This window comes from Xanthomonas hawaiiensis, assembly GCF_031834635.1.
GTDB classification, from domain to species: domain Bacteria; phylum Pseudomonadota; class Gammaproteobacteria; order Xanthomonadales; family Xanthomonadaceae; genus Xanthomonas_A; species Xanthomonas_A sacchari.
In genome coordinates, this window is record NZ_CP115873.1 from 2,324,312 (window position 1) to 2,345,035 (window position 20,724).

Genomic DNA, 20,724 nt, shown 5'->3' on the forward strand with positions numbered 1-20,724 from the left:
ATTCATCCCAAGGAGAGACCATGGCCCTTGCCTTGCATCCCCACGGCTTCGATACGGACGTCATCATCATCGGCGGCGGCCCGGTCGGCCTGACCACCGCCTGCGCGTTGGCCCACCACGGGGTGCGATTCCGCATCTTCGAGCAACGCACGCAGCCCAGGCCGCATTCGCGCGCCAACAATCTGTGGGCGCGCCCGCAGGAACTGCTGGCGAGCATCGGCATCCGCGATGCCCTGGCCGAGCAGGCGTACCGGATCACCCGGATCAACACCCTGTTGAACGGCAAGACCGTGGATCCGATCGCGATTGCGCAGGTCGCCAGTCCGTATCCGGAGGTGCTGTACAGCGGCCAGGACGTCATCGAGAACGTGCTTGCACGGCAGATCGAGACCGGCGGTGCAGCGCTCGAACGCGGCCGCAAGGTGGTCGGCGTCGAGCAGGATGCAGACGGCGTCAGCGTGACGGTCGCGACGGTGAACGACGACGGTGAGCCGGTCGAAGGGCATCCGCTCGAGCGCCTGCGCTGCCGCTACCTGGTGGGCGCGGACGGCGCCGAAGGCTTCGTGCGCAAGCAGCTCGGTGCGGACTTCACGCCGGAGAAGCTGCCGCACTGCATGAACCGGCAACTCGACGCGAAGCTGCGCTGGCGGCGCTCCACCGATTTCGATCACCTCTGGTTCTTCTATTACCCCAAGGGCTTCTGCGGCGTGCTGCCGGTGTGGGAGGGCTACCACCGGCTGTTCTTCCTGTCCGACGACGCGGGCATTCCCGACCGCGACCCGACCTTGGAAGAACTGCAGGCCATCGCGCGCGAGGTCACCGAAGACGAGACGCTGGAACTCAGCGATCCGATCTGGATCACCCACAGCCGCTTCCAGCATGGGGTGACCTCACGCTACGCCGAGGGACGCGTGTTCCTGGTCGGCGATGCCGGCCATCTCACCTTGCCCGCGGGCGGCCAGGGCATGAACGCCGGGCTGCAGGATGCGGTCGGCCTGGCCTGGCGGCTGGCGATGGCCCTGAACGGCAAGGCCGCACCGATGCTGCTGGACTCCTACGGACTGGAGCGCGGCGGCGAACACCGCCGTCTGGATGCGCAGCAGGAAAAGGGCTTCCGGAACAGCGTGTATCGCGGCGCCATCAAGGATGCGGCCATGGGTATCGCCGCGAGCTTTCTGCCCAACATCGGCGCGCTGATTCAGGGCACCGACGATCTCCAGCAATTGTCCGTCGCCTATCCCGACAGCCCCTTGAACGAAGACCACCTCAAGGGATTGCGGGAGATCGTGCACCGACGCGTTCCGCATCCTGGTGACCGCGCACCGGACGCGGCCGTCATCGCCCAGGACGGTGCGTCCACGACGCTGTTCCCGCATCTCTACAACCCCGATGGCGTGACCTGGGGCTGGACCTTGCTGCTGTTCGATGGCCGGCAGCAGGACGCCCTGGTGGCGATGCGTGACGCGTTGGCGCAGTTCCAGGCATGGGCGTGGATCCGGCCCCGGTTGATCCTCGGCAAGGCGGTACCGCAGGCCGGCGACGCCACGACGCTGTTCGACCTGGATGGGTTGGCGCATGGCGCCTACGGCATCGAAGGCGACCCTGCGCTGGTGCTGGTGCGGCCCGACGGGCATCTCGCCTTCCGCGGCCCGCTCGACAGGCCTGACCTGCTGCGCGCTTACTGCGTCAGGGTCTTTGGCGAGTAGGGTGCCGAGGCAACTGCCCCGCCATCGCCAGGATTTGCCTGGCGCGATCCGCGGGCCGAGCGGCGAACTGCCGTTGGGTGCATCGGCCTGATTGGCACTGGTCCATGCGCAGTAGGGGAGGCCGTTGCGATCTTGCGAGGCTGGCGCGATGGCCGCTTCCCACGCGCCTTGCGCCAGGACGGACCGCTTCCCATCGGGCCAGGCAAAAGCGGGAACCGAGCGGCACCTCGAATGGTGGCCTGAGGGCGTGTTTTCAGGTTTCTGGACCGTCTCTGCTGCGTGGTGGCCGCGCGTCCGCGTCGCGCGCCGTCCGCGCGGTGGCGGTTTGTCGACCGCTTCACGCCCCGGACCACGTACCTTGATCCAGCCTGAGATGCAGGCGGAATTCCCCGGGTGGGAAAGGAACGATGGAATGAAGACGATGGCGAAGGGCTTGGCGATCATGGCGGCGGCGGGGCTGGCGCTTTCCTTTCAGGCGCAGGCGCAGTCGTGTTGCCCGTCCGGCGGGCATGGGGTGGTGGGCAAGGGACTGGGCGAAAGCGTGCCCAAGGCGCTGAATCTGGCCACGGATTCGGCCTGGCGCGTCTACGCGTTCTCGCGCGATGGCGTGAACTACCTGCAGATCAACGACGCCAGCGGCGTGGTGCGTGCCGCGGTCGGCCGCATCGGCAAGACCCTGTGGGTGCTGCCGATGGGCAGCGACGTGGCGCGGGTCTCGCTGACGGCATCGCCGGCGATGCCGGGCCGCGTGATTTACCGGACTGCGGATGTGGTGGTGCGGCTGCGCGAGGATGCCAGCGGCGACGCGTGGGAGATCACCGCGGTCGAGTGAGGCCGGCGGCCTGGCTTTCGGACACCAGGAAGCTGAAGCTCAACGCATGGCGGCGCCGGCAGGTGCCGCCATGCGCCTGCAGGCGGACCGCCAGTTCGCGCTCCGGCGCCTCCGGGCGGCGCCGCAAGGCGCTCAGCATCGCGGCATCGGCGGTGATGCGGATGGCGATGCCCTGCCGCCCTCGGGCACGCCAGACGCGCGCCTGCAGCAGGTGGGTGTGGGCCACGGGCAGCGTCTCGATGGCGTCGAGGATGCAGCGATAGGCCACCAGTTGCAGGCCCAGCGACAGCCGCCGCGGATCGCCATGCAGGCGGCAGCGGAACTCCGTCCCGCACAGGTTGGCGAAGGTCGGCGAGTGCAGGGTGGGGTACAGCCCATGCGTCTCGATGCCGAGCGGGTACAGGGCAGTGACGTACTCGTCCAGCAACTGCGCCTGGATCACGCCTGTGCGGGTCATCTGCATGGCGGCGGCGTAATGGCCGCGCGCGCGCAGGTCCTCCACCACGTCGCGGCGCAGCTTGTTGATCTGGGTGCTGAGGTCGGTGTAATCGACCACCCGCCGGCGCAGCGTGCGCTCGGCCGACAGATAGCCGGCCTGCGCGAAGGCCAGCGCCTGCTCGCGCAGGCGTCCGTCGTCGCGCATGTGCCGATAGGCCGCGGAGATGCGCGATCCGAACGCGAACATCACCGTGGCCGTGGCGGCAAGCAGGATCTGCACCACGAACGCGTCGGCGTCGTGCATGCCCGGCGCCACGACCCTGGGCATGGACAACGCCACGGCGACGTTCGCCAGGACCACGCCGAGCGCCGCGCCCCGCCACCCATGGCGCAGCGTCAGCACGATCGCCGGGATCACCAGCAGGACCATCAGCAGTTGCCGCAGCAGCGCGTCGCCGGCCAGGGCGATCGACGCCGACAGCGCCACGACCACCCCGATCGACGCCAGGCCCTCGCGCAGCAGCGAGGCCTGCATCTGCGCAGGCTCGTCGCGGCGCAACCACAGCAACGCCGGCAGCACGAACATCAGGGTGCCCAGGTAATCGCCAAGCCAGTAGCGCAGCAGCACGTCCAGTGGCGCAGGCCCTGTCGGTCCGCCCAGTGCGGTGTTGATCGCGATGTTGCACAGCGTGCTCCACAGCGCGGTCGCCAGCGTCAGCGGCAGCAGCCAGTGATCGTTGCGTGCCAGATCCGGAATGCGTTGACGCGCGATGACCGGCAGCAGCGACACGGCCGGCATCAGCAGGAATGGACTCAGATATGCCCAGGTGGCACTCGCGCCCCAGGTCTCGCTCATCGGAATGCGCAGCGTCAGCAACGCGGCGGCTTCGCCGGCCAGCAACCACGGCCAGCGCCGTGCGGGCAGGAACAGCAGGCTGGCGACGCGCACGCCTGCCGGCAGATACCACTGGTCTACGGAGCAGCGCCAGGCCAGCAGGAAGGCGCCGCAGTAGGCCGCGCTCAGTAGAGCGCCTTTGGCGATATCTCTTCCTGCGGCCATCCCCGCCATCCGTGGTGTGTCGCCGCTACTGTATAAGCCGGATCGGTGTCGAAGGTAGACAGTTGGCGGCGGGCGCGACAGTGTGAGACGCATCGCATCGCAGTGATCGACGTCTGCAGACGCAGGCCTGTTGTTTGTTGCTGGCTGTGCGTTCGCGTTAGCGGTAACAACGCTGCCGCTTCGCTCATTGGCCATCGCACGCCGGCTGTTTTTGCCTGCGGCCCGTGTCTAGGGCAGCGCGTGCTGGACGCCTGCAAGGGCGAGCAGGCGAACACGCCGTGCAAGGTGCCTAACGTGTGTGCGGCCGCGCCCGTATCGTGTTCAGGGCGGCCGGGCACGTCGCTGGATGATCTACGTCTACACGCGGGGAAGGCGTAGCATCGCGCCATGGCTTCCGTGCATCGGCCTCCCGTTCCGGCATTGCGCGGCCTGGTGACATCGGTGTGGGCGCACGATCCAGCACCGATGTCGGCAGCCGAACGGGCGCCTGTGCGCGAGCATGTGCTGCCGACTGGTGCCACGCATCTCGCCGTGCGGGTCGGTGGCGCTCCGTTGCGGGTGTTCGACCACGTCGCCGACCTGCATGGCCATTGCCTGGGCCATGCGGTGGTGGGCAGGGTGCGCACGGCGTATCACGTGCGCGATGTCGCCCAGCCCGCCGTCTCGGTCGGTGCCATGTTGCGTCCCGGCGCCACCGGCGTGCTGCTCGGCGTGCCCGAATCCGCGTTGGCCGGGCATCACACGCCGCTGGAGCTGTTGCTGTCCGCCGCCGAGGTCGATGCGCTGCTGGAGCGGCTGCAGGTGTGCACCGATGCGCCGGCGCGGCTGGCGGCATTCGAGCATTGGCTGATCGCGCGTGCCCGTGGCCTGCCACCGATGCTGCATCCAGCGCTGGGGAGGATGCTTGCGTGCGCCTGGCATCCAGGGTTGCGCGTGGAGACCATGGTGCGCGCCAGCGGGCTCAGCCATCGGCATTGCATCGCCATGTTCCGGCAGGCGACCGGTCTGGCACCGAACGCATGGCTGCGATTGCAACGCTTCTCGCATGCGCTGGAACTGGCCTGCGACCGATCGTGGGACTGGGCCGAGATCGCGGCCGCCAGCGGCTTCGCCGACCAGGCGCATCTGGCCAATACCTTTCGCAGCGTGGCCGGCGTGACGCCGTCCGCCTGGCGGCGGATGGCCGACCCAGCCGCACCGCGGCACGTGCCGCGCTGAGCGGGGTGCAGGTCAAATCCTTGCAAGACGCCGCGCTCGCGCGGCTGCACACTGGCTGGCCTGCCACCACACAAGGATTCGACATGGCGATCCACGAGCTCTATGCCTACCTGTGCGTGCGCGACGCAGCCGCCGCGATGGCGTTCTACGCCCGCGCGTTCGGCGCGCGCGAACTGTTCCGCCTCACCGAGCCGGACGGGCGCATCGGCCATGCCGAGGTGGATCTCGACGGCCACACGCTGATGTTGTCGGAGGAGTATCCGGAGATGGGCGTGCGCAGCCCGGACCACCTCGGCGCCACGCCGGTCACGCTGCACCTGCATGTGGACGATGCCGACGCCCTGGTCGCCCGCGCGGTCGCCGCGGGCGCCGCGCTCGAGCGCGGCATGCAGGATCACTTCTACGGCGAACGCTCCGGCACCGTGCGCGATCCCTTCGGCCACCGCTGGCTGATCGGCCACGCGATCGAGGCGGTGACGCCGGAGGAGATGCAGCGGCGCTATACGGCGCTGTTCGCGAAGGTGTCGACACCCTGAAAAGCCGGCCATTGCCCGCGCCGCTGCGCGCCTGTTCGCATTGGCGGGAACGCGGGTTGCCGTCGTCGCTGCCGATGCGCTGAATCGCTGCCTCGGGCCGTCGCAACGCCTACGTGCGTCGCGTTTCGCTTGCGCCGCGATGCGGCCGTCGCATGTACGCAGGCACGACACAGGCGACGCTAGGCTCGCGCCATCCCGACAGTCCCAGACAAGAGGAACCATCCCGATGACCGAGGCGAACCAGCGGGTCCTGCAGGCCGCGAACGCCGCCATTGCCGCGGGCGATTACGAAGGCTTTCTCGCCCACTGCACCGAGGATACGACCTGGCATTTCATCGGCGAGCGGACGCTCCGAGGCAAGCAGGCGGTCAGGGAGTGGATGGCCGAGGCCTACCGGCAGCCGCCGCAGTTCGACGTCAGCAAGTTCATCCTCGGCGAGGACCACGTCGTGGCCATCGGTCAGATCGCGCGCGCCACCGGCGATGCCGGGACGTCGCTGTTCTCCTATTGCGACGTCTGGCGATTTCGCGATGGGCGGATGGCGGAACTGGAAGCGTACGTGGTGCCGCTGCCGGCTGCGCAAGACCGTTAACCGCGGGCGCGCGCCCGGCCTATCGCTCAGTGCAACACGGTATCCGCCAGCAGCTTCAGGTTCAGCACCACGATCAGCGCGGCGATCGCCCAGGCCAGCCAGGCCAGGCCGCGCCGCACCACCAGTGGTCCCATCCGCTGCTTGTCGGTGACGAAGCGCACCAGCGGGATCACCGCGAACGGCAACTGCATCGACAGCACCACCTGGCTCAGCACCAGCAGCTTGGCGGTGCCCTGTTCGCCGTACAGCGAGGTTACCGCCACCACCGGCACGATCGCCAGGCCGCGGGTCAGCAGGCGCCGCGCCCACGGCGGCAGGCGCAGGTGCAGGAAGCCCTCCATCACGATCTGCCCGGCCAGGGTGGCGGTGACGGTGGAATTGATGCCGGAGGCCAGCAGCGCCACCGCGAACAGGGTCGAGGCCAGGCCGACCCCGAGCATCGGCGCCAGCAGTTCGTGGGCCTGTTCGATCTCCTGCACGTCGGTACGCCCGTGCGCATGGAACACCGCCGCAGCCAGGATCAGGATCGCGGCGTTGACGAACAGCGCCAGGCTCAGCGCGATGGTGCTGTCGGCCAGCGCCCAGCGCAGCGCCGAACGGCGGCCCTGGTCGGTGCGCTCGTAGGCACGGGTCTGCACGATCGAGGAGTGCAGGTAGAGGTTGTGCGGCATCACCGTCGCGCCGATGATGCCGATCGCCAGGTACAGCGCGGCCGGATCGGTCACCACCTGCGCGCGCGGGATGAAGCCGGTCAGCACCTCGCGCAGCGGCGGCGCGGCCAGTACGATCTGCACCAGGAAGCAGGCGAAGATCACCGTCAGCAGGGCGATCACGAACGCCTCCAGCGCGCGGAAGCCGCGGCGCATCAGGAACAGCACCAGCAGCGCGTCGATCGAGGTGATGATCGCGCCGGCGGTCAGTGGGATGCCGAACAGCAGCTTCAGCGCGATCGCGGTGCCGATCACCTCGGCCAGGTCGCAGGCGACGATCGCGGCTTCGCAGGCGAGCCACAGCAGGAAGTTCACCGGCTTGGAATAGTGGGCGCGGCAGGCCTGGGCCAGATCCAGGCCGGTGGCGATGCCCAGGCGCGCGGCCAGGCCCTGCAGCACGATCGCCATCAGGTTGGAGAGCAGGATCACCGACAGCAGCAGGTAACCGAAGTGCGAGCCGCCGGCGATGTCGGTCGCCCAGTTGCCCGGATCCATGTAGCCGACCGAGACCATGTAGCCGGGCCCGAGGAAGGCCAGGAAGCGGCGCCAGCCCAGACCGCTGCGCGGCACCGCGACGCTGGCATGCATGGCGCCCAGGCTGGGGCGCGCCGCGTCACGGTCGGCGTGCACGGCAGCGGGACTCGGCAGGGGCAGGGGGGCGGCCATGGCGGCGACGGTGTGGAGCGGGGATGCAAACGAGTATATAGCAGGTGCTATATGGATTAGCATTGGCAATTCAAATCGCTGCGATAGCCCGGATTTCGGCCAGAATAGGCAGGTGGCCGGCGGGCGCCGGCACAGGACAAGGGCGTTGCGATGCAGAAAAGCGGGAAGTCGATGGCGCCGCCGGCGGTGCTGCTCGACGCCGAAGTGCAGGTCGAAAGCTTCCGCCAGGTGCGCGAGGCGCACCGCCTGGAGCTGATCGAGGACTACGTGGAGCTGATTTCAGACCTGCTCGCCGACGGCGGCGAAGCGCGGCAGGTGGATATCGCCGCGCGCCTGGGCGTGGCGCAGCCGACCGTGGCCAAGATGCTCAAGCGCCTGGTCAAGGGCGGCTGGGTGGTGCAGCGTCCGTATCGCGGCGTGTTCCTGACCGCCGAGGGCGAGGCGCTGGCCGCGGCCAGCCGGCAGCGCCACCAGACCGTGGAGCAGTTCCTGCTGGCCCTGGGCATCGACGCGGACACCGCGCGCCGCGATGCCGAGGGCATCGAGCACCACGTCAGCGAGGCGACGCTGGCGGTGTTCGCCGAGTTCGTGCGCAAGCACAGCGCATCGCGATGAGCGCGGGCGAGGACGCGCAACTGGCGCGCGACGTGCATTGGATGCGCCATGCGCTGGCCCTGGCCGAGCGCGCCGAGCGCGAGTTCGACGAGATCCCGGTCGGCGCGGTCCTGGTCTCGGCCGAGGATGAAGTATTGGGCGAGGGCTGGAATCTCAACATCGCCGAACACGATCCCAGCGCGCATGCCGAGATCGTCGCGCTGCGCCAGGCCGGCCGCCGGCTCGGCAACCATCGCCTGGTCGGCAGCCGCCTGTACGTGACCCTGGAGCCGTGCGCGATGTGCGCGATGGCGGTGGTGCATGCGCGGGTGGCGGAACTGATCTACGCGGCGACCGATCCCAAGACCGGCGCCTGTGGCAGTGTGTTCGACCTGCTGGCCGACCCGCGCCACAACCACCGTGTGCAGGTCCGCGGCGGGGTGCTGGCGGCGGAGGCCAGCACGCGCCTGACCAATTACTTCCGCGCCAAGCGCGGCAAGCCGCCGCTGGGCGCGTGAGCGGCCAGCCCCTGCCGGTTGCGCAGGTCGCGCGGTATCATTGAAGTCTGATACGACACTTCCGCGCCGGCCTCGCCGCCGCGAACGACAGGACGGTGATATGGCGCAAGCGCACGTGGCGAACGATCGGCTGATCTGGATCGATCTGGAAATGACCGGCTTGGATACCGATCGCGATTCGATCATCGAAATCGCCACGGTGGTGACCGACGCGCAACTCAACGTGCTGGCCGAGGGCCCGGAGTTCGCCATCGCCCATCCGCTGCAGACGCTGGAGGCGATGGACGAGTGGAACCGCAACCAGCATCGCCACTCGGGCCTGTGGCAGCGCGTGCTCGACAGCCAGGTCACGCTGGCCCAGGCCGAGGCGGAGACCATGGCGTTCCTGACCCAGTGGTGCAAACCCGGCACCTCGCCGATGTGCGGCAACTCGATCTGCCAGGACCGGCGTTTCCTGCACCGGCAGATGCCGCGGCTGGAGCGGTTCTTCCACTACCGCAACCTGGACGTGTCGACGCTGAAGGAACTGGCGCGACGCTGGGCGCCGACGGTGTCGGCCGGGCTGACCAAGACCTCCTCGCATACCGCGCTCAGCGACGTGCACGATTCCATCGACGAACTGCGCTACTACCGCCCGTTCATGGGCACGCTGGGCGGGCAGGGCGAAGGCTGATTCGCCGTCGCGGCGCTTTGTTTGGCGCGAATGCGGAATGGCGCCCGACGATCGTCGGGCGCGTGCCATCAAGGCAGGTGTTGACGCCGCCGCTCAGCGCGCCAGCGGCGGCCCCGGCTTGGTCTCGCCGTCGTCAGTGACGCCCTTGGTCAGCAGCTCCGCGATCGGGCGGCCGTCGGCATCGTGGTGGTACACGTGCAGGTCGCGCTGCGGATACGGAATGCTCAGCCCGTTCTCCAGCAACTGGTTGCGGATCTGCTCCAGCGTGCTGCTCTTGGCCGCGCCGAAATCGCCGTTCTTGGCGTAGCCGAACAGCATCAGGTCCACCGTGCTCTCGCCCAGGTTGGTGACCTGCACGAACGGGGCGGGCGTCTTCAGGATGTTCGGATTGTCCTGGGCGATCTTCAGCAACAGCTCCTGCGCCTTCTTCAGGTCGTCGCCGTAGCCGACGCCGACGGTGATCTCCAGGCGCCGGTTGGGCAGGGTGCTGTAGTTGACGATCGGCGCGGTGGTGATGGTGCTGTTGGGCAGGGTCACCATGCGCTCGTCGAAGGTGCGGATGCGGGTCTGGAAGATCCGGATCTCGTCGACCACGCCTTCCTGGCCGGCCACCACCACGTGGTCGCCGTCGCGCATCGGCCGCAGTACGATCAGCATGACGCCGGAGGCGATGTTGGACAGCGAGTCCTTCAGCGCCAGGCCCACCGCCAGGCCGGCGGCGCCGAGCACGGCGAACAGCGAGGTCGGCGGCACGCCGATCTTCTGCAGCGCAGTGACCAGCACCAGCACCAGCATCAGCGCGTAAGCGACGTTGCGCAGGAAGTTGCTGAGCGTGGTTTCCACCCGCGCCCGCAGCAGCGCGCTGCGCAGCCATTCGCTCAGGCGCTTGGCGATCCACATCCCGACCACCACGATCAGGATCGCCACGCCCCAGTTGAGCGCGTACTGCGCCCAGTCCAGGGTCCGCCAGTCGAACGGACGCGCCGCGCGCGTTGCCGGCGCAGCGGTCGTGGCCGCCGTCAGTGCCGTCAGCCACGACTGCATCGGCATCACCCCTTGCTCTTGAGCTTGGCCAGGCGCAGCCAGGTGTCGACCACGGTGTCGGGGTTCAGCGACACCGACTCGATGCCTTCCTGCATCAGCCACTCGGCCAGGTCCGGGTGATCCGACGGACCCTGGCCGCAGATGCCCACGTACTTGCCCTTGGCGCGCGCGGCCTTGATCGCCATCGACAGCATCTTCTTGACCGCCGGATTGCGCTCGTCGAACAGGTGCGCCACGATCGAGGAATCGCGGTCCAGGCCAAGGGTGAGCTGGGTGAGATCGTTGGAGCCGATCGAGAAGCCGTCGAAGATCTCCAGGAACTCCTCGGCCAGCAGCGCGTTCGACGGCACCTCGCACATCATGATGATCTTCAGGCCGTTCTCGCCCTGGCGCAGGCCGTTGCTGGCCAGCACCTCGACGACCTTGCGGCCTTCCTCGAGGGTGCGCACGAACGGGATCATGACCCACATGTTGTCCAGGCCCATCTCGTTGCGGACCTTGAGCACGGCCTTGCATTCCAGCGCGAACGCGGCGGCGAAGCTCGGATCGACGTAGCGGCTGGCGCCGCGGAAGCCGATCATCGGGTTCTCTTCGTGCGGTTCGTAGTTGCTGCCTCCGATCAGGTTGGCGTACTCGTTGGACTTGAAGTCCGACAGGCGCACGATCACCGGGTGCGGCGCCACCGACGCGGTCAGCGTGGCGATGCCCTCGGCCAGGCGGTTGACGTAAAAGCTCACCGGGTCGGCGTAGCCGGCGATCTTCTCGTCGATCTTCTTCTTGGTCGCCGCGTCCTGCTTGGCGTACTCCAGCAACGCGTTGGGATGGATGCCGATGTGCGCGGCGATGATCATCTCCAGGCGCGCCAGGCCGATGCCGGCGTTGGGCAGCTGGCCGAAGTCGAACGCGCGCTCCGGGTTGGCCACGTTCATCATGATCTTCAGCGGCGCCGGCGGCATGTTGCCGAGATCGGTGGTGGTGCGCTCGAACGGCAGGCGCCCGCCGTAGATGTAGCCGGTGTCGCCTTCGGCGCAACTGACGGTGACTTCCTTGCCGTCCTCGACCAACTCCATCGCGTTGCCGGTGCCGACCACCGCCGGCACGCCCAGCTCGCGGGCGATGATCGCCGCGTGGCAGGTGCGCCCGCCGCGGTTGGTGACGATCGCCGAGGCGCGCTTCATCACCGGCTCCCAATCGGGATCGGTCATGTCCGCGACCAGCACGTCGCCGGGCTGCACCCGGTTCATGTCCTCCAGGCTGCGCACCACGCGGGCGACGCCGGCGCCGATCTTCTGGCCGATGGCGCGGCCTTCGGCGATCACCTCGCCGCGCTGCTGCAGCGCGAAGCGTTCGATCTGGGTGGCGTGGCCACGCGACTTCACCGTCTCCGGGCGCGCCTGCACGATGAACAGCTTGCCGCTGACGCCGTCCTTCGCCCATTCGATGTCCATCGGCCGCTGGTAGTGCTGCTCGATCACCAGCGCCTGCTTGGCCAGTTCCTGCACGTCCTCGTCGCTGATCGAGAAGGTGTTGCGCAGCTGCGCCGGGGTGTCCTCGATGCGCACGCGCTCGCCGGGCACGTCCGAGTACACCATGCGGATCAACTTGCTGCCCAGCGAGCGGCGCAGGATCGCCGGCTTGCCGGCCTTCAGGGTGGGCTTGTAGACGTAGAACTCGTCTGGATTGACCGCGCCCTGCACGACCATTTCGCCGAGGCCGAAGCTCGAGGTAACGAACACCACGTCGCGGAAACCGGACTCGGTGTCCAGGGTGAACAGCACACCGGAGGCGCCGACGCCCGAGCGCACCATCAACTGCACACCGGCCGACAGGAACACGTCCTCGTGCTTGAAGCCGTGGTGCACGCGGTAGGCGATGGCGCGATCGTTGTAGAGGCTGGCGAAGACTTCCTTGACCTTGTGCACCACGTCGTCGGCGCCGGTCACGTTGAGGAAGGTCTCCTGCTGGCCGGCGAAGCTGGCGTCGGGCAGGTCCTCGGCGGTGGCCGAAGAACGCACCGCCACGGCCACGTCGCCGCCGCCGTTCTCGCTGCACAGCTGCGCGTAGGCGTCGCGGATCGCCTGATCCAGTTCCGGCTGCAGCGGCGCGTCGATCACCCAGCCGCGGATTTCCTTGCCGGCGGCGGTCAGAGCGCCCACGTCTTCCACGTCCAGCGTGGCCAGCTTGTCGAAGATGCGCTGGTACAGATCGTTGTGGGCGACGAAGGCCTTGAATGCTTCGGCGGTGGTGGCGAAGCCGCCCGGCACGGACACGCCGAGCCCCGCCAGATTGCCGATCATTTCGCCGAGGGAGGAATTCTTGCCACCGACGCGAGCCAGGTCGGCCAGGCGCAGCTCATGCAACCACAGGATGTTCTCGTTCAAGCGCGATGCTCCGTTAGGCCATCGCCCGAGGCGGGCTGAATGGCCGCGTCCGTGAGGGAAGAAGCCGATATGATGCAGTGCGCACCCGAGCCGGCACAAGCGAAGCGGGCGCATCCGTTGGGTTTCAGCCAGGAGAATGCAGGCAATGTCGACGATCAGACCGGTGTTCTACGTGTCCGATGGAACCGGTATCACCGCTGAAACCATTGGGCATAGCCTGCTCACCCAGTTCAGCGGTTTCAGCTTCGTCACCGACCGCATGTCGTTCGTCGACGATCCGGAAAAAGCCCGCGATGCCGCGCAGCGCATCCATGCCGCGGGCGAGCGCTATCAGGTCCGGCCGATCGTGGTCAACTCCTGCGTCGATCCGCAATTGAGCATGCTGCTGGCCGAGAGCGGGGCGCTGATGCTCGATGTGTTCGCGCCCTTCATCGAGCCGCTGGAGCGCGAATTGAACGCGCCGCGGCACTCGCGGGTGGGACAGGCGCACGGTCTGGTCGATTTCGAGACCTATCACCGTCGCATCAATGCGATGAACTTCGCGCTGGCGCACGACGACGGCATCGCACTCACCTACGACGAGGCCGACGTGATCCTGGTGGCGGTGTCGCGCGCGGGCAAGACGCCGACCTGCATCTACCTGGCGCTGCACTACGGCGTGCGCGCGGCCAACTATCCGCTGACCGACGAGGACCTGGAGAGCGATCGGCTGCCGCCGCGGCTGCGCGCCTACCGCAACAAGCTGTTCGGGCTGACCATCGATCCGGAGCGGCTGCAGCAGATCCGCCAGGAACGGCGGCCGAATTCGCGTTACTCCAATGCGGAGACCTGCCGGCGCGAAGTGGCGGCGGCCGAAACCATGTTCCGCATGGAACGCATTCCCACCTTGAGCACCACGCATACCTCGATCGAGGAGATTTCCAGCAAGGTGCTGGCGACGCTGGGACTGCAGCGCGAGATGTTCTGATCGGGGCAGTGGCGGGCGGATCTGCGCCGGTCGGGGCCGGGCCGCTCCTGGCGGCGATGGAATTTCCGCACTTCGCCGCATGGATCTCCAAGGTAGGCCGCCGGCGCCGATCCGTCAATGCTGCCGTCGGCGCGATCCAGCGTGTAGGATCGGTCCATGCAGCACGCCATGACCCGCAGCGAACGCATCCCCCGGCTCAGCCGTTTCGGCTGGCTGATGGGGCTGTACGCCGAGAACTATCTGCACCTGAATCGGCTCTTCGTGCCGGCCGACCTCGCCGCCGGCAGCTACGTGTCCAGCATCGGCGACGGCCTGGACCTGCGCCTGGACGTGATCGAGCGTCATCGCTACACCGTCGAGCTGCGCCTGACCTACGACCTTTGCGACCCGCTGACCGGTGAGCCCGACCCGTCGGCTTATGTGCGCCTGTACCTGGATGCGCGCCAGGCCGAGACCACGCACTGCTATGTCGGCCGCCGCTGGCAGGACGTGATGGGGCTGTACCCGCCGCCGGCGGAACTGATCAGCCACCGCATGCGCATGAACACCTTCCTCGGCAAGTGGCTGGAATACCTGGCCGAGCGCGGCCACGGCGTGGCCACGTTGCGGTCGGCGCCGCCACTGCCGCGCGCGGCGCAGGACGCGGCGACGCCCGCCGTCTAGCCACAGGCTAGACGAAGCGGCGGCGCGGTTACGGCATACTGCGCGCCCGTCGCCATCCGCCTTCTCCGCATGCCTTACACCCCCATCGTCGCCACTTTGGGCTACGTGCTCTCGCCCGACCGCAGCCAGGTGCTGATGGTCCATCGCAATGCCCGGCCCGGCGATCATCACCTGGGCAAGTACAACGGCCTGGGCGGCAAGGTCGAGGCGGACGAGGACGTCCTGGCCGGTATGCGTCGCGAGATCCTGGAGGAGGCCGGCATCACCTGCGAGGCGCTGCAGTTGCGCGGCACCATCAGCTGGCCCGGTTTCGGCAAGCACGGCGAGGACTGGCTGGGCTTCGTGTTCCTGATCGAGGCCTACGCGGGCGAGCCGTTCGCCGAGAACGCCGAGGGCGCGCTGGCCTGGGTGCCGATCGCGCAGATGGACACGCTGCCGATGTGGGAGGGCGACCGCCACTTCCTGCCGCTGGTGTTCGATGGTGATCCGCGCCCGTTCCATGGCGTCATGCCGTACCGCGACGGCCGCATGCAGTCCTGGCGCTACTCGCGGATCTGACACGCTCGCGCTGCCTAAAGCCCCTCTCCCGCCGGGAGAGGGGTTGGGGTGAGGGTACGGCGCGAAAGCGACTCGCGGAGTTCGGTTGGCGCCAGGCTCCGCCCGTACCCTCATCCGGCCCTTCGGGCCACCTTCTCCCGACGGGAGAAGGAACAGCATCTTCCTGCCGCTGGTGTTCGATGGCGACCCGCGCCCGTTGCATGGGGTCATGCCGTACCGCGACGGCCGCATGCAGTCCTGGCGCTACTCGCGGGTCTGACACGCTCGCGCTGCCATAAAGCCCCTCTCCCGTCGGGAGAGGGGTTGGGGTGAGGGTACGGCGCGAAGCGACTCGCGGAGTTCGGTTGGCGCCAGGCTCCGCCCGTACCCTCATCCGGCCCTTCGGGCCACCTTCTTCCGACGGGAGAAGGAACAGCCTCTTCCTGCCGCTGGTGTTCGATGGCGACCCGCGCCCGTTCCATGGGGTCATGCCGTACCGCGACGGCCGCATGCAGTCCTGGCGCTACTCGCGGATCTGACACGCTCGCGCTGCGATAAAGCCCCTCTTCCGTCGGGAGAGGGGTTGGGGTGAGGGTACGGCGCGAAGCGACTCGCGGAGTTCGGTTGGCGCCAGGCTCCGCCCGTACCCTCATCCGGCCCTTCGGGCCACCTTCTCCCGACGGGAGAAGGAACAGCCTCATCCCTCTCGCGTTCGGCTTGTCCACAGCGGCTGTGGATCGATCCTGCACAAGCCTGTGGGCAAGCGTGCCAAGTCGCTGAAATGTCTGCCCGATTTTGCCAAGTGGCGAAAATTTCAGCAATCGCGGTCGCGCTTCTCCACAGCCGGTGTGGATGAAAGCGCACAAACGCTGTGGATAAGAGGCCGGTGGCGTTGTGCCGCAACGGGTGCCGTCGCGCTGGCGAAAAATTCGCCAGCGTCGATCGCGCGATCCAGCCACCGGACGTGCGTGCCTGTCGCACCGCTACTGCGCAGTCCAGCCGCCGTCGATGGCGATGGTCTGCGCGGTGATGTTGCGCGCCGCCGGCGAAGCCAGGAACGCCACGCAGCCGGCCAGTTCGTCGTAGGCGATGAACACGCCCTTGGGCATGGGCTTGAGCATCACCTGGGCGATCACGTCGGCTTCGGAAATGCCGCGGGTGCGCGCCTGGTCGGCGATCTGCTTGTCCACCAGTGGCGTCTTCACGTAGCTGGGGCAGAGCGTGTTGATGGTGATGTCGGTGTCGGCGGTCTCCAGCGCGATCACCTTGGAGAAGCCGACCAGGCCGTGCTTGGCGGCGACGTAGGCGCTCTTGTACGGGCTGGCGACCAGCGAGTGGATGCTGCCGATGTTGACGATGCGGCCGAACCCGCGCTCGCGCATGCCCGGCAGCACCGCCTGGGTCAGCCGCGCCACGCCGGTCAGCATCACTTCCACCAGCAGGCTCCACTTGTCCATCGGGAACTCCTGCAACGGCGCCACGTGTTGCAGCCCGGCGTTGTTGACCAGCACGTCCACCGGCCGGCTGACGGCGGCCAGCGCCGCGGCGATGCTGTCCGCGCTGGCCACGTCCAGCGCCACCGCCTCGGCCGAGCCGCCGGCCTGACGCAACTGTGAGGCGACCGCGTCTGCGGCGGTCGGGTCGAGGTCGCTGACGACGATGTGGCGGCCACCAGCGGCCAGTTCTTTGGCGATGCCGGCGCCGATGCCGCTGGCGGCACCGGTGATCAGGACGGTCTGCATGGGCAATACCTGCGGAAGGGGAGAGAGCGGTCAGCGTAGCAGCGCGCCACGCCGCCCGGCAGCGGCCGCTCGCCAGTGCGGCGGCGCCACGCTACCCTGTGCCGTCGCTCGCCGCTCACGCCGGATCCGCCACGTTATGCCGATGAAACGCCACTTCTCCATGCTGCGCGAGTTCCAGCTGGCCGACTGGTTCACCCTGGCCAACGCCTTCTGCGGCACCGGCGCGGTGTTCGCGGCGATGCGCTTCCTGCAGGATGGCCGCCGCAGCGACCTGCTGTTCGGCATGGCGCTGATTCCGCTGGCGTTCGTGTTCGACGCCCTGGACGGCCGGGTGGCGCGCTGGCGCAAGTCGTCCTCGACCCTGGGCCGCGAGCTGGACTCGCTGGCCGACGTGATCTCCTTCGGCGTGGCCCCGGCCGCGCTGGCCTACGCCTGCGGCATGCAGGGCGGTTGGGACTGGCTGGTGCTGAGTTTCTTCGTCTGCTGCGGGGTCAGCCGCCTGGCCCGCTACAACGTCACCGCCGAGCAGATCGCCGGCGACGGCGACAAGGTGCCGTACTTCGAGGGCACGCCGATCCCGAGCAGCCTCGGCCTGGTCATCGTGCTGGCGATCGCCGCGCACCTGGGCCATATCGGCGACGCGTTGTGGTGGGGCGAGTGGCGCCTGGGGCCGTGGCTGCTGCACCCGCTGGCGCTGCTGTTCGCGCTGTCCGGCTCGCTGATGATCAGCAAGACGCTGCGCATCCCCAAGCCCTGATCGCGACGGGTTGCTATCATCGCGGGCCAGTTCGGGAGAGTGGCGATGAAGGCTAGCGGCGGTGGCGCCGGCGATTTCGAGGCGATGACGCGGCAGTACTGGGAGGCCTGGAGCGCCGCGTTGCGCCAGGGTGCGCCGGGACCCGCATCCGCCGTGCCAGGCGACGGCGCCGGTTCCTGGCGCGAGGCGATCGCGTCCTGGAGCCAGTGGTTGCCGCGCGGCAGCGCGCCGCAGGCCGAGGACGCGGTGGCGCAGTTCCAGCAGCAGGCCGGCGACTGGCTCGGCGCGATGCAGCAGGTGGCGGCGCAGTTCGCCGGCCGCGACGCCAGCAGTGCCGACGTCGCCGAGGCCTGGAAACGCCAGGTGCAGGGCCAGCGCGAGCAGTTGCTGCAGTGGCTGCTTGGGGCCGTGCGCGGTGCCGGCCAGGCCGGCATCGACCCGTGGTTGCAGCAGGCGGCGCAGTGGCTGCAGGGCCTGCAGCGCGACAGCGGGCCGTGGCTGCAGATGCCCGGGTTCGGCCCGGCGCGCAATCACCAGGCGCGCTGGCGGGCGCTGGCCAAGGCGCAGCAGGACTACCAGGCGCAGTTGCAGGCCTATCTGGGGCTGCTGCAGGGCGCCATCGACCGCGCCTTCGGCCTGTTCGAGGAGAAGCTGCGCGAGCACGAGGACCCGGGTCGGCAACTGACCAATGCGCGGGCGATGTTCGATCTGTGGATCGACGCGGCCGAGGAGGCCTATGCGGCGGCCGCGCTGTCGCCGGAGTTCCGCCAGGTCTACGCCGATGTCGCCAATGCGCAGATGCGCCTGCGCGCCCTGCTGCAGCGCGAGACCGAGCAGGTCTGCGAGCAGGTGGGCCTGCCCACGCGCACCGAACTGGACGCCGCGCACCGACGCATCGCCGACCTGGAGCGACGGCTGCGGCGGCTGGAGCGCGGCGACGGGCAGGGCGGGCCTGCCGCGCCTGCACCTGCTGCTGCGCCCCCTTCGTCTGCGCCGCAGAAAAGCGCCAGGAAGACCGCCGCCAAGCCTGCTGCGCCGAAGGCGGCAGCAGGCACGCCCGCATCCAAATCCAAATCCAACGCCGCCAAGCCAGCGAAGGCCGCGCCCGCCGCCAAGTCGCGGCGGGGCGGGACCACGCCGCCTGCACGCCGGGGTCGCGCATGAAGGGGCCGCTCAGCTTCAGCAGCGACGATCTGGTCCAGGAAACCCTGGAACTGCAGCGCAAGCTGCTCGAAGGCCTGCGCGTGCTGCCGGGCCTGGACACGGTGGACTACGGCGCCACCGCGCGCCAGGAAGTCTGGCGCGACGGCAAGGTGGTGCTGTACCGCTTCGTCGGCGAACGCCCGCCCACCGCCAAGGTGCCGCTGCTGATCGTCTATGCCCTGGTCAACCGTCCGTACATGGTCGACCTGCAGGCCGACCGCTCCCTGGTGCAGGGCCTGCTGGCGCTGGGCGAGGACGTCTACGTGCTGGACTGGGGCTATCCGGACCGTTCCGAACGCTACCTGACGCTGGAGGACTACCTGCTGCGCTACATCGACGGCGCGGTGGACCACCTGCGCGCGGCCGGCGACGGCGCCCCGGTCAACGTGCTCGGCATCTGCCAGGGCGGCACGTTCTCGCTGTGCTACGCGGCGCTGCAGCCGGAGAAGGTGCGCAACCTGGTCACCATGGTCACGCCGGTGGATTTCCACACGCCGGACAACATGCTGTCCAACTGGGCGCGCCAGGTCGACGTCGACCTGTTCGTGGACACGCTGGGCAACGTGCCGGCGGACCTGATGAACGTCAGCTACCTGATGCTCAAGCCGTTCCGGTTGAACCTGCAGAAGTACGTGGGCCTGCTCGACATCCTCGACGATCCGCGGGCGCTGGAGGACTTCCTGCGCATGGAGAAATGGATTTTCGACTCCCCGGATCTGGCCGGCGAGACCTTCCGCGAATTCGTCAAGCAGTTCTATCAGGACAACGCGCTGATGCATGGACGCGCGCGCATCGGTGCGCACCCGGTGGACCTGGGCCGGGTCACCATGCCGGTGCTCAATGTCTATGCCGAGCAGGACCACCTGGTGCCGCCGGACGCCTCGCGGGCGCTGCGCGGCGTGGTCGGCAGCCGCGACTACGCCGAGCTGAGTTTCCGCGGCGGCCATATCGGCATCTACGTCTCCGGCCGCGCCCAGCGCGAGGTCCCGGCGGCGCTGCATCGCTGGCTGGCCGAGCGCGATGGCGGGCACTGAGCGCCCACCGCAGCGCGCCCTCACGCCGCGCCTGCGCCGGCGCGCGTAGAGTCGCTCCGCCTTCGTCGCTGGAGTCTGTGCCATGTCGCAAGCCCGTTCGCTGTCGCGCTCGTTGAACGACCGCATGATCGCGGGCGTGATGGGCGGCATCGCCCACCGCTTCGGCTGGAATGCGACCTTGCTGCGGGTGCTGTACGTGGTCGGCTCGATCGTCTCGGCCGCATTCCCCGGCATCCTGGTGTACCTGATCCTGTGGCTGTTGATTCCCAACGAAGCCGACTGAAGCGGCCGCTGCCGCTGGTTTGGCGCCGTGCCGGCATCGTCGTCGGCGTTCTGTGGACCTCGCCGAACACGGCGCTGGGATTGCTCGCCGGCACCGTCGCGCTGGCATTCGGTGCGCGCCTGCGCTTCAGCCGCCGCGAGCTGGCGCTCGTGTTCGAACGGATGCCGTTGCGGCCGCGTGGGGCGATGACCCTGGGCAACGTGATCCTGCTCAGCGCCGACGATCTGGACGTGGCCTGCGCCACCTACGAACACGCCGCCGGTCGCTGCCGGCATCCGGCGGTGCGGCTCGGCGATCACGAACGCGCTCACGTGCTGCAGTACATGCTGCTGGGACCGTTGTTCCTGCCGGTATATCTGGCCTGCGGCGGGGTCAGCGTGCGCAACCCGTTGGAGCGCGCCGCCGATCGCTACGCGCTGCACGGCCGCGGCTGGTGGCCAGGGATCGGTTGAGTGCGTGGCGCCAGCAAACTGCCGCTTTCGCCATGCACGAAGTTGTCGCGTAGGAGCGGCTTCAGCCGCGACGGGCGTTCCCGGGAGCGCCCCGGTTGCGGCTGAAGCCGCTCCTACG

Annotated in this window: 21 protein-coding genes and 2 pseudogenes; 18 read left to right on the top strand and 5 right to left on the bottom strand. The window is 68.6% G+C overall.

The window, feature by feature from the left end:
* The first annotated feature begins 20 nt into the window (after positions 1 to 20).
* The gene (locus PG878_RS10110) at positions 21 to 1,706 is read left to right on the top strand and encodes an FAD-dependent monooxygenase (protein WP_209031407.1); all 1,686 of its coding nucleotides are present in this window, start codon (positions 21 to 23) and stop codon (positions 1,704 to 1,706) included.
* Between the two features lie 412 nt (positions 1,707 to 2,118).
* The gene (locus PG878_RS10115) at positions 2,119 to 2,538 is read left to right on the top strand and encodes a hypothetical protein (protein WP_209031408.1); all 420 of its coding nucleotides are present in this window, start codon (positions 2,119 to 2,121) and stop codon (positions 2,536 to 2,538) included.
* Here the strand turns inward: PG878_RS10115 and PG878_RS10120 are convergent.
* Positions 2,522 to 4,036: an MASE1 domain-containing protein gene (locus tag PG878_RS10120; protein ID WP_209031409.1), complete on the bottom strand. Its 1,515-nt coding sequence runs from the start codon at positions 4,034 to 4,036 to the stop codon at positions 2,522 to 2,524. The genes PG878_RS10115 and PG878_RS10120 overlap by 17 nt on opposite strands.
* Positions 4,037 to 4,423: 387 nt before the next feature.
* Here PG878_RS10120 and PG878_RS10125 point away from each other — a divergent pair, with 387 nt between their 5' ends.
* The 3 genes from PG878_RS10125 (at position 4,424) to PG878_RS10135 (ending at position 6,382) form a co-directional block, all read left to right on the top strand.
* Positions 4,424 to 5,254, top strand: a complete 831-nt coding sequence (locus PG878_RS10125) for a helix-turn-helix domain-containing protein (protein ID WP_311186036.1) — start codon at positions 4,424 to 4,426, stop codon at positions 5,252 to 5,254.
* A 5-nt stretch (positions 5,255 to 5,259) separates the two neighbouring features.
* Positions 5,260 to 5,790, top strand: coding sequence for a VOC family protein (locus tag PG878_RS10130; RefSeq protein ID WP_311186037.1), 531 nt, complete (start codon positions 5,260 to 5,262; stop codon positions 5,788 to 5,790).
* A 226-nt stretch (positions 5,791 to 6,016) separates the two neighbouring features.
* Positions 6,017 to 6,382 carry a nuclear transport factor 2 family protein gene (locus tag PG878_RS10135; RefSeq protein WP_209031411.1) on the top strand — a complete coding sequence of 122 codons (366 nt, stop codon included), beginning with the start codon at positions 6,017 to 6,019 and terminating at the stop codon, positions 6,380 to 6,382.
* Between the two features lie 26 nt (positions 6,383 to 6,408).
* Here PG878_RS10135 and PG878_RS10140 read toward each other — a convergent pair whose 3' ends face one another.
* Positions 6,409 to 7,758, bottom strand: a complete 1,350-nt coding sequence (locus PG878_RS10140; protein ID WP_209031412.1) for an Nramp family divalent metal transporter — start codon at positions 7,756 to 7,758, stop codon at positions 6,409 to 6,411.
* Positions 7,759 to 7,908: 150 nt separating this feature from the next.
* Here PG878_RS10140 and mntR point away from each other — a divergent pair, with 150 nt between their 5' ends.
* The 3 genes from mntR (at position 7,909) to orn (ending at position 9,543) form a co-directional block, all read left to right on the top strand.
* Positions 7,909 to 8,373: a manganese-binding transcriptional regulator MntR gene (mntR, locus tag PG878_RS10145; protein ID WP_029562095.1), complete on the top strand. Its 465-nt coding sequence runs from the start codon at positions 7,909 to 7,911 to the stop codon at positions 8,371 to 8,373.
* Entirely contained in the window at positions 8,370 to 8,870 is a 501-nt protein-coding gene (gene tadA / locus PG878_RS10150; RefSeq protein WP_209031413.1) for a tRNA adenosine(34) deaminase TadA, read from the top strand. The genes mntR and tadA overlap by 4 nt, the downstream gene beginning before the upstream one ends.
* Positions 8,871 to 8,970: 100 nt before the next feature.
* Complete coding sequence (gene orn / locus PG878_RS10155; protein WP_017909493.1) at positions 8,971 to 9,543, top strand: oligoribonuclease; 573 nt, start codon at positions 8,971 to 8,973, stop codon at positions 9,541 to 9,543.
* A 93-nt stretch (positions 9,544 to 9,636) separates the two neighbouring features.
* Here the strand turns inward: orn and PG878_RS10160 are convergent, their stop codons facing one another.
* On the bottom strand, positions 9,637 to 10,587 hold the full coding sequence (locus PG878_RS10160; RefSeq protein WP_209031472.1) for a mechanosensitive ion channel family protein: 951 nt from the start codon (positions 10,585 to 10,587) through the stop codon (positions 9,637 to 9,639).
* A 5-nt stretch (positions 10,588 to 10,592) separates the two neighbouring features.
* Positions 10,593 to 12,968 carry a phosphoenolpyruvate synthase gene (ppsA, locus tag PG878_RS10165; protein WP_209031414.1) on the bottom strand — a complete coding sequence of 792 codons (2,376 nt, stop codon included), beginning with the start codon at positions 12,966 to 12,968 and terminating at the stop codon, positions 10,593 to 10,595.
* A 145-nt stretch (positions 12,969 to 13,113) separates the two neighbouring features.
* On the opposite strand from ppsA, the gene ppsR reads away from it, so the two are divergent.
* From ppsR to PG878_RS10190, 5 genes and pseudogenes are all read left to right on the top strand, one after another.
* Entirely contained in the window at positions 13,114 to 13,935 is an 822-nt protein-coding gene (ppsR, locus tag PG878_RS10170; RefSeq protein ID WP_010342958.1) for a posphoenolpyruvate synthetase regulatory kinase/phosphorylase PpsR, read from the top strand.
* A gap of 156 nt (positions 13,936 to 14,091) precedes the next feature.
* On the top strand, positions 14,092 to 14,598 hold the full coding sequence (locus PG878_RS10175) for a DUF1249 domain-containing protein (protein ID WP_017909496.1): 507 nt from the start codon (positions 14,092 to 14,094) through the stop codon (positions 14,596 to 14,598).
* Between the two features lie 69 nt (positions 14,599 to 14,667).
* Positions 14,668 to 15,156, top strand: a complete 489-nt coding sequence (locus PG878_RS10180; RefSeq protein WP_311186038.1) for an NUDIX hydrolase — start codon at positions 14,668 to 14,670, stop codon at positions 15,154 to 15,156.
* Between the two features lie 130 nt (positions 15,157 to 15,286).
* A pseudogene (locus PG878_RS10185) lies at positions 15,287 to 15,415 on the top strand (7,8-dihydro-8-oxoguanine triphosphatase); the annotation flags it as partial.
* A 130-nt stretch (positions 15,416 to 15,545) separates the two neighbouring features.
* Positions 15,546 to 15,674, top strand: a pseudogene (locus PG878_RS10190) (7,8-dihydro-8-oxoguanine triphosphatase); the annotation flags it as partial.
* Positions 15,675 to 16,118: 444 nt separating this feature from the next.
* Here PG878_RS10190 and PG878_RS10195 read toward each other — a convergent pair.
* Positions 16,119 to 16,877: a 3-hydroxybutyrate dehydrogenase gene (locus tag PG878_RS10195; protein ID WP_209031416.1), complete on the bottom strand. Its 759-nt coding sequence runs from the start codon at positions 16,875 to 16,877 to the stop codon at positions 16,119 to 16,121.
* 142 nt (positions 16,878 to 17,019) lie between these two features.
* Here PG878_RS10195 and PG878_RS10200 point away from each other — a divergent pair, with 142 nt between their 5' ends.
* The 5 genes from PG878_RS10200 to PG878_RS10220 all read left to right on the top strand — a co-directional run bounded on the left by PG878_RS10200 (position 17,020) and on the right by PG878_RS10220 (position 20,606).
* Positions 17,020 to 17,634 (top strand): CDP-alcohol phosphatidyltransferase family protein, encoded by a 615-nt coding sequence (locus PG878_RS10200; protein ID WP_017909499.1) that lies wholly within the window; start codon positions 17,020 to 17,022, stop codon positions 17,632 to 17,634.
* A 45-nt stretch (positions 17,635 to 17,679) separates the two neighbouring features.
* The gene (phaE, locus tag PG878_RS10205) at positions 17,680 to 18,798 is read left to right on the top strand and encodes a class III poly(R)-hydroxyalkanoic acid synthase subunit PhaE (RefSeq protein ID WP_209031417.1); all 1,119 of its coding nucleotides are present in this window, start codon (positions 17,680 to 17,682) and stop codon (positions 18,796 to 18,798) included.
* Entirely contained in the window at positions 18,795 to 19,871 is a 1,077-nt protein-coding gene (locus PG878_RS10210) for a class III poly(R)-hydroxyalkanoic acid synthase subunit PhaC (RefSeq protein WP_209031418.1), read from the top strand. Before phaE ends, PG878_RS10210 begins: the two co-directional genes overlap by 4 nt.
* A gap of 82 nt (positions 19,872 to 19,953) precedes the next feature.
* On the top strand, positions 19,954 to 20,154 hold the full coding sequence (locus PG878_RS10215; RefSeq protein WP_010342965.1) for a PspC domain-containing protein: 201 nt from the start codon (positions 19,954 to 19,956) through the stop codon (positions 20,152 to 20,154).
* Positions 20,151 to 20,606, top strand: a complete 456-nt coding sequence (locus PG878_RS10220; RefSeq protein ID WP_209031473.1) for a hypothetical protein — start codon at positions 20,151 to 20,153, stop codon at positions 20,604 to 20,606. The genes PG878_RS10215 and PG878_RS10220 overlap by 4 nt, the downstream gene beginning before the upstream one ends.
* Positions 20,607 to 20,724 lie beyond the last annotated feature (118 nt).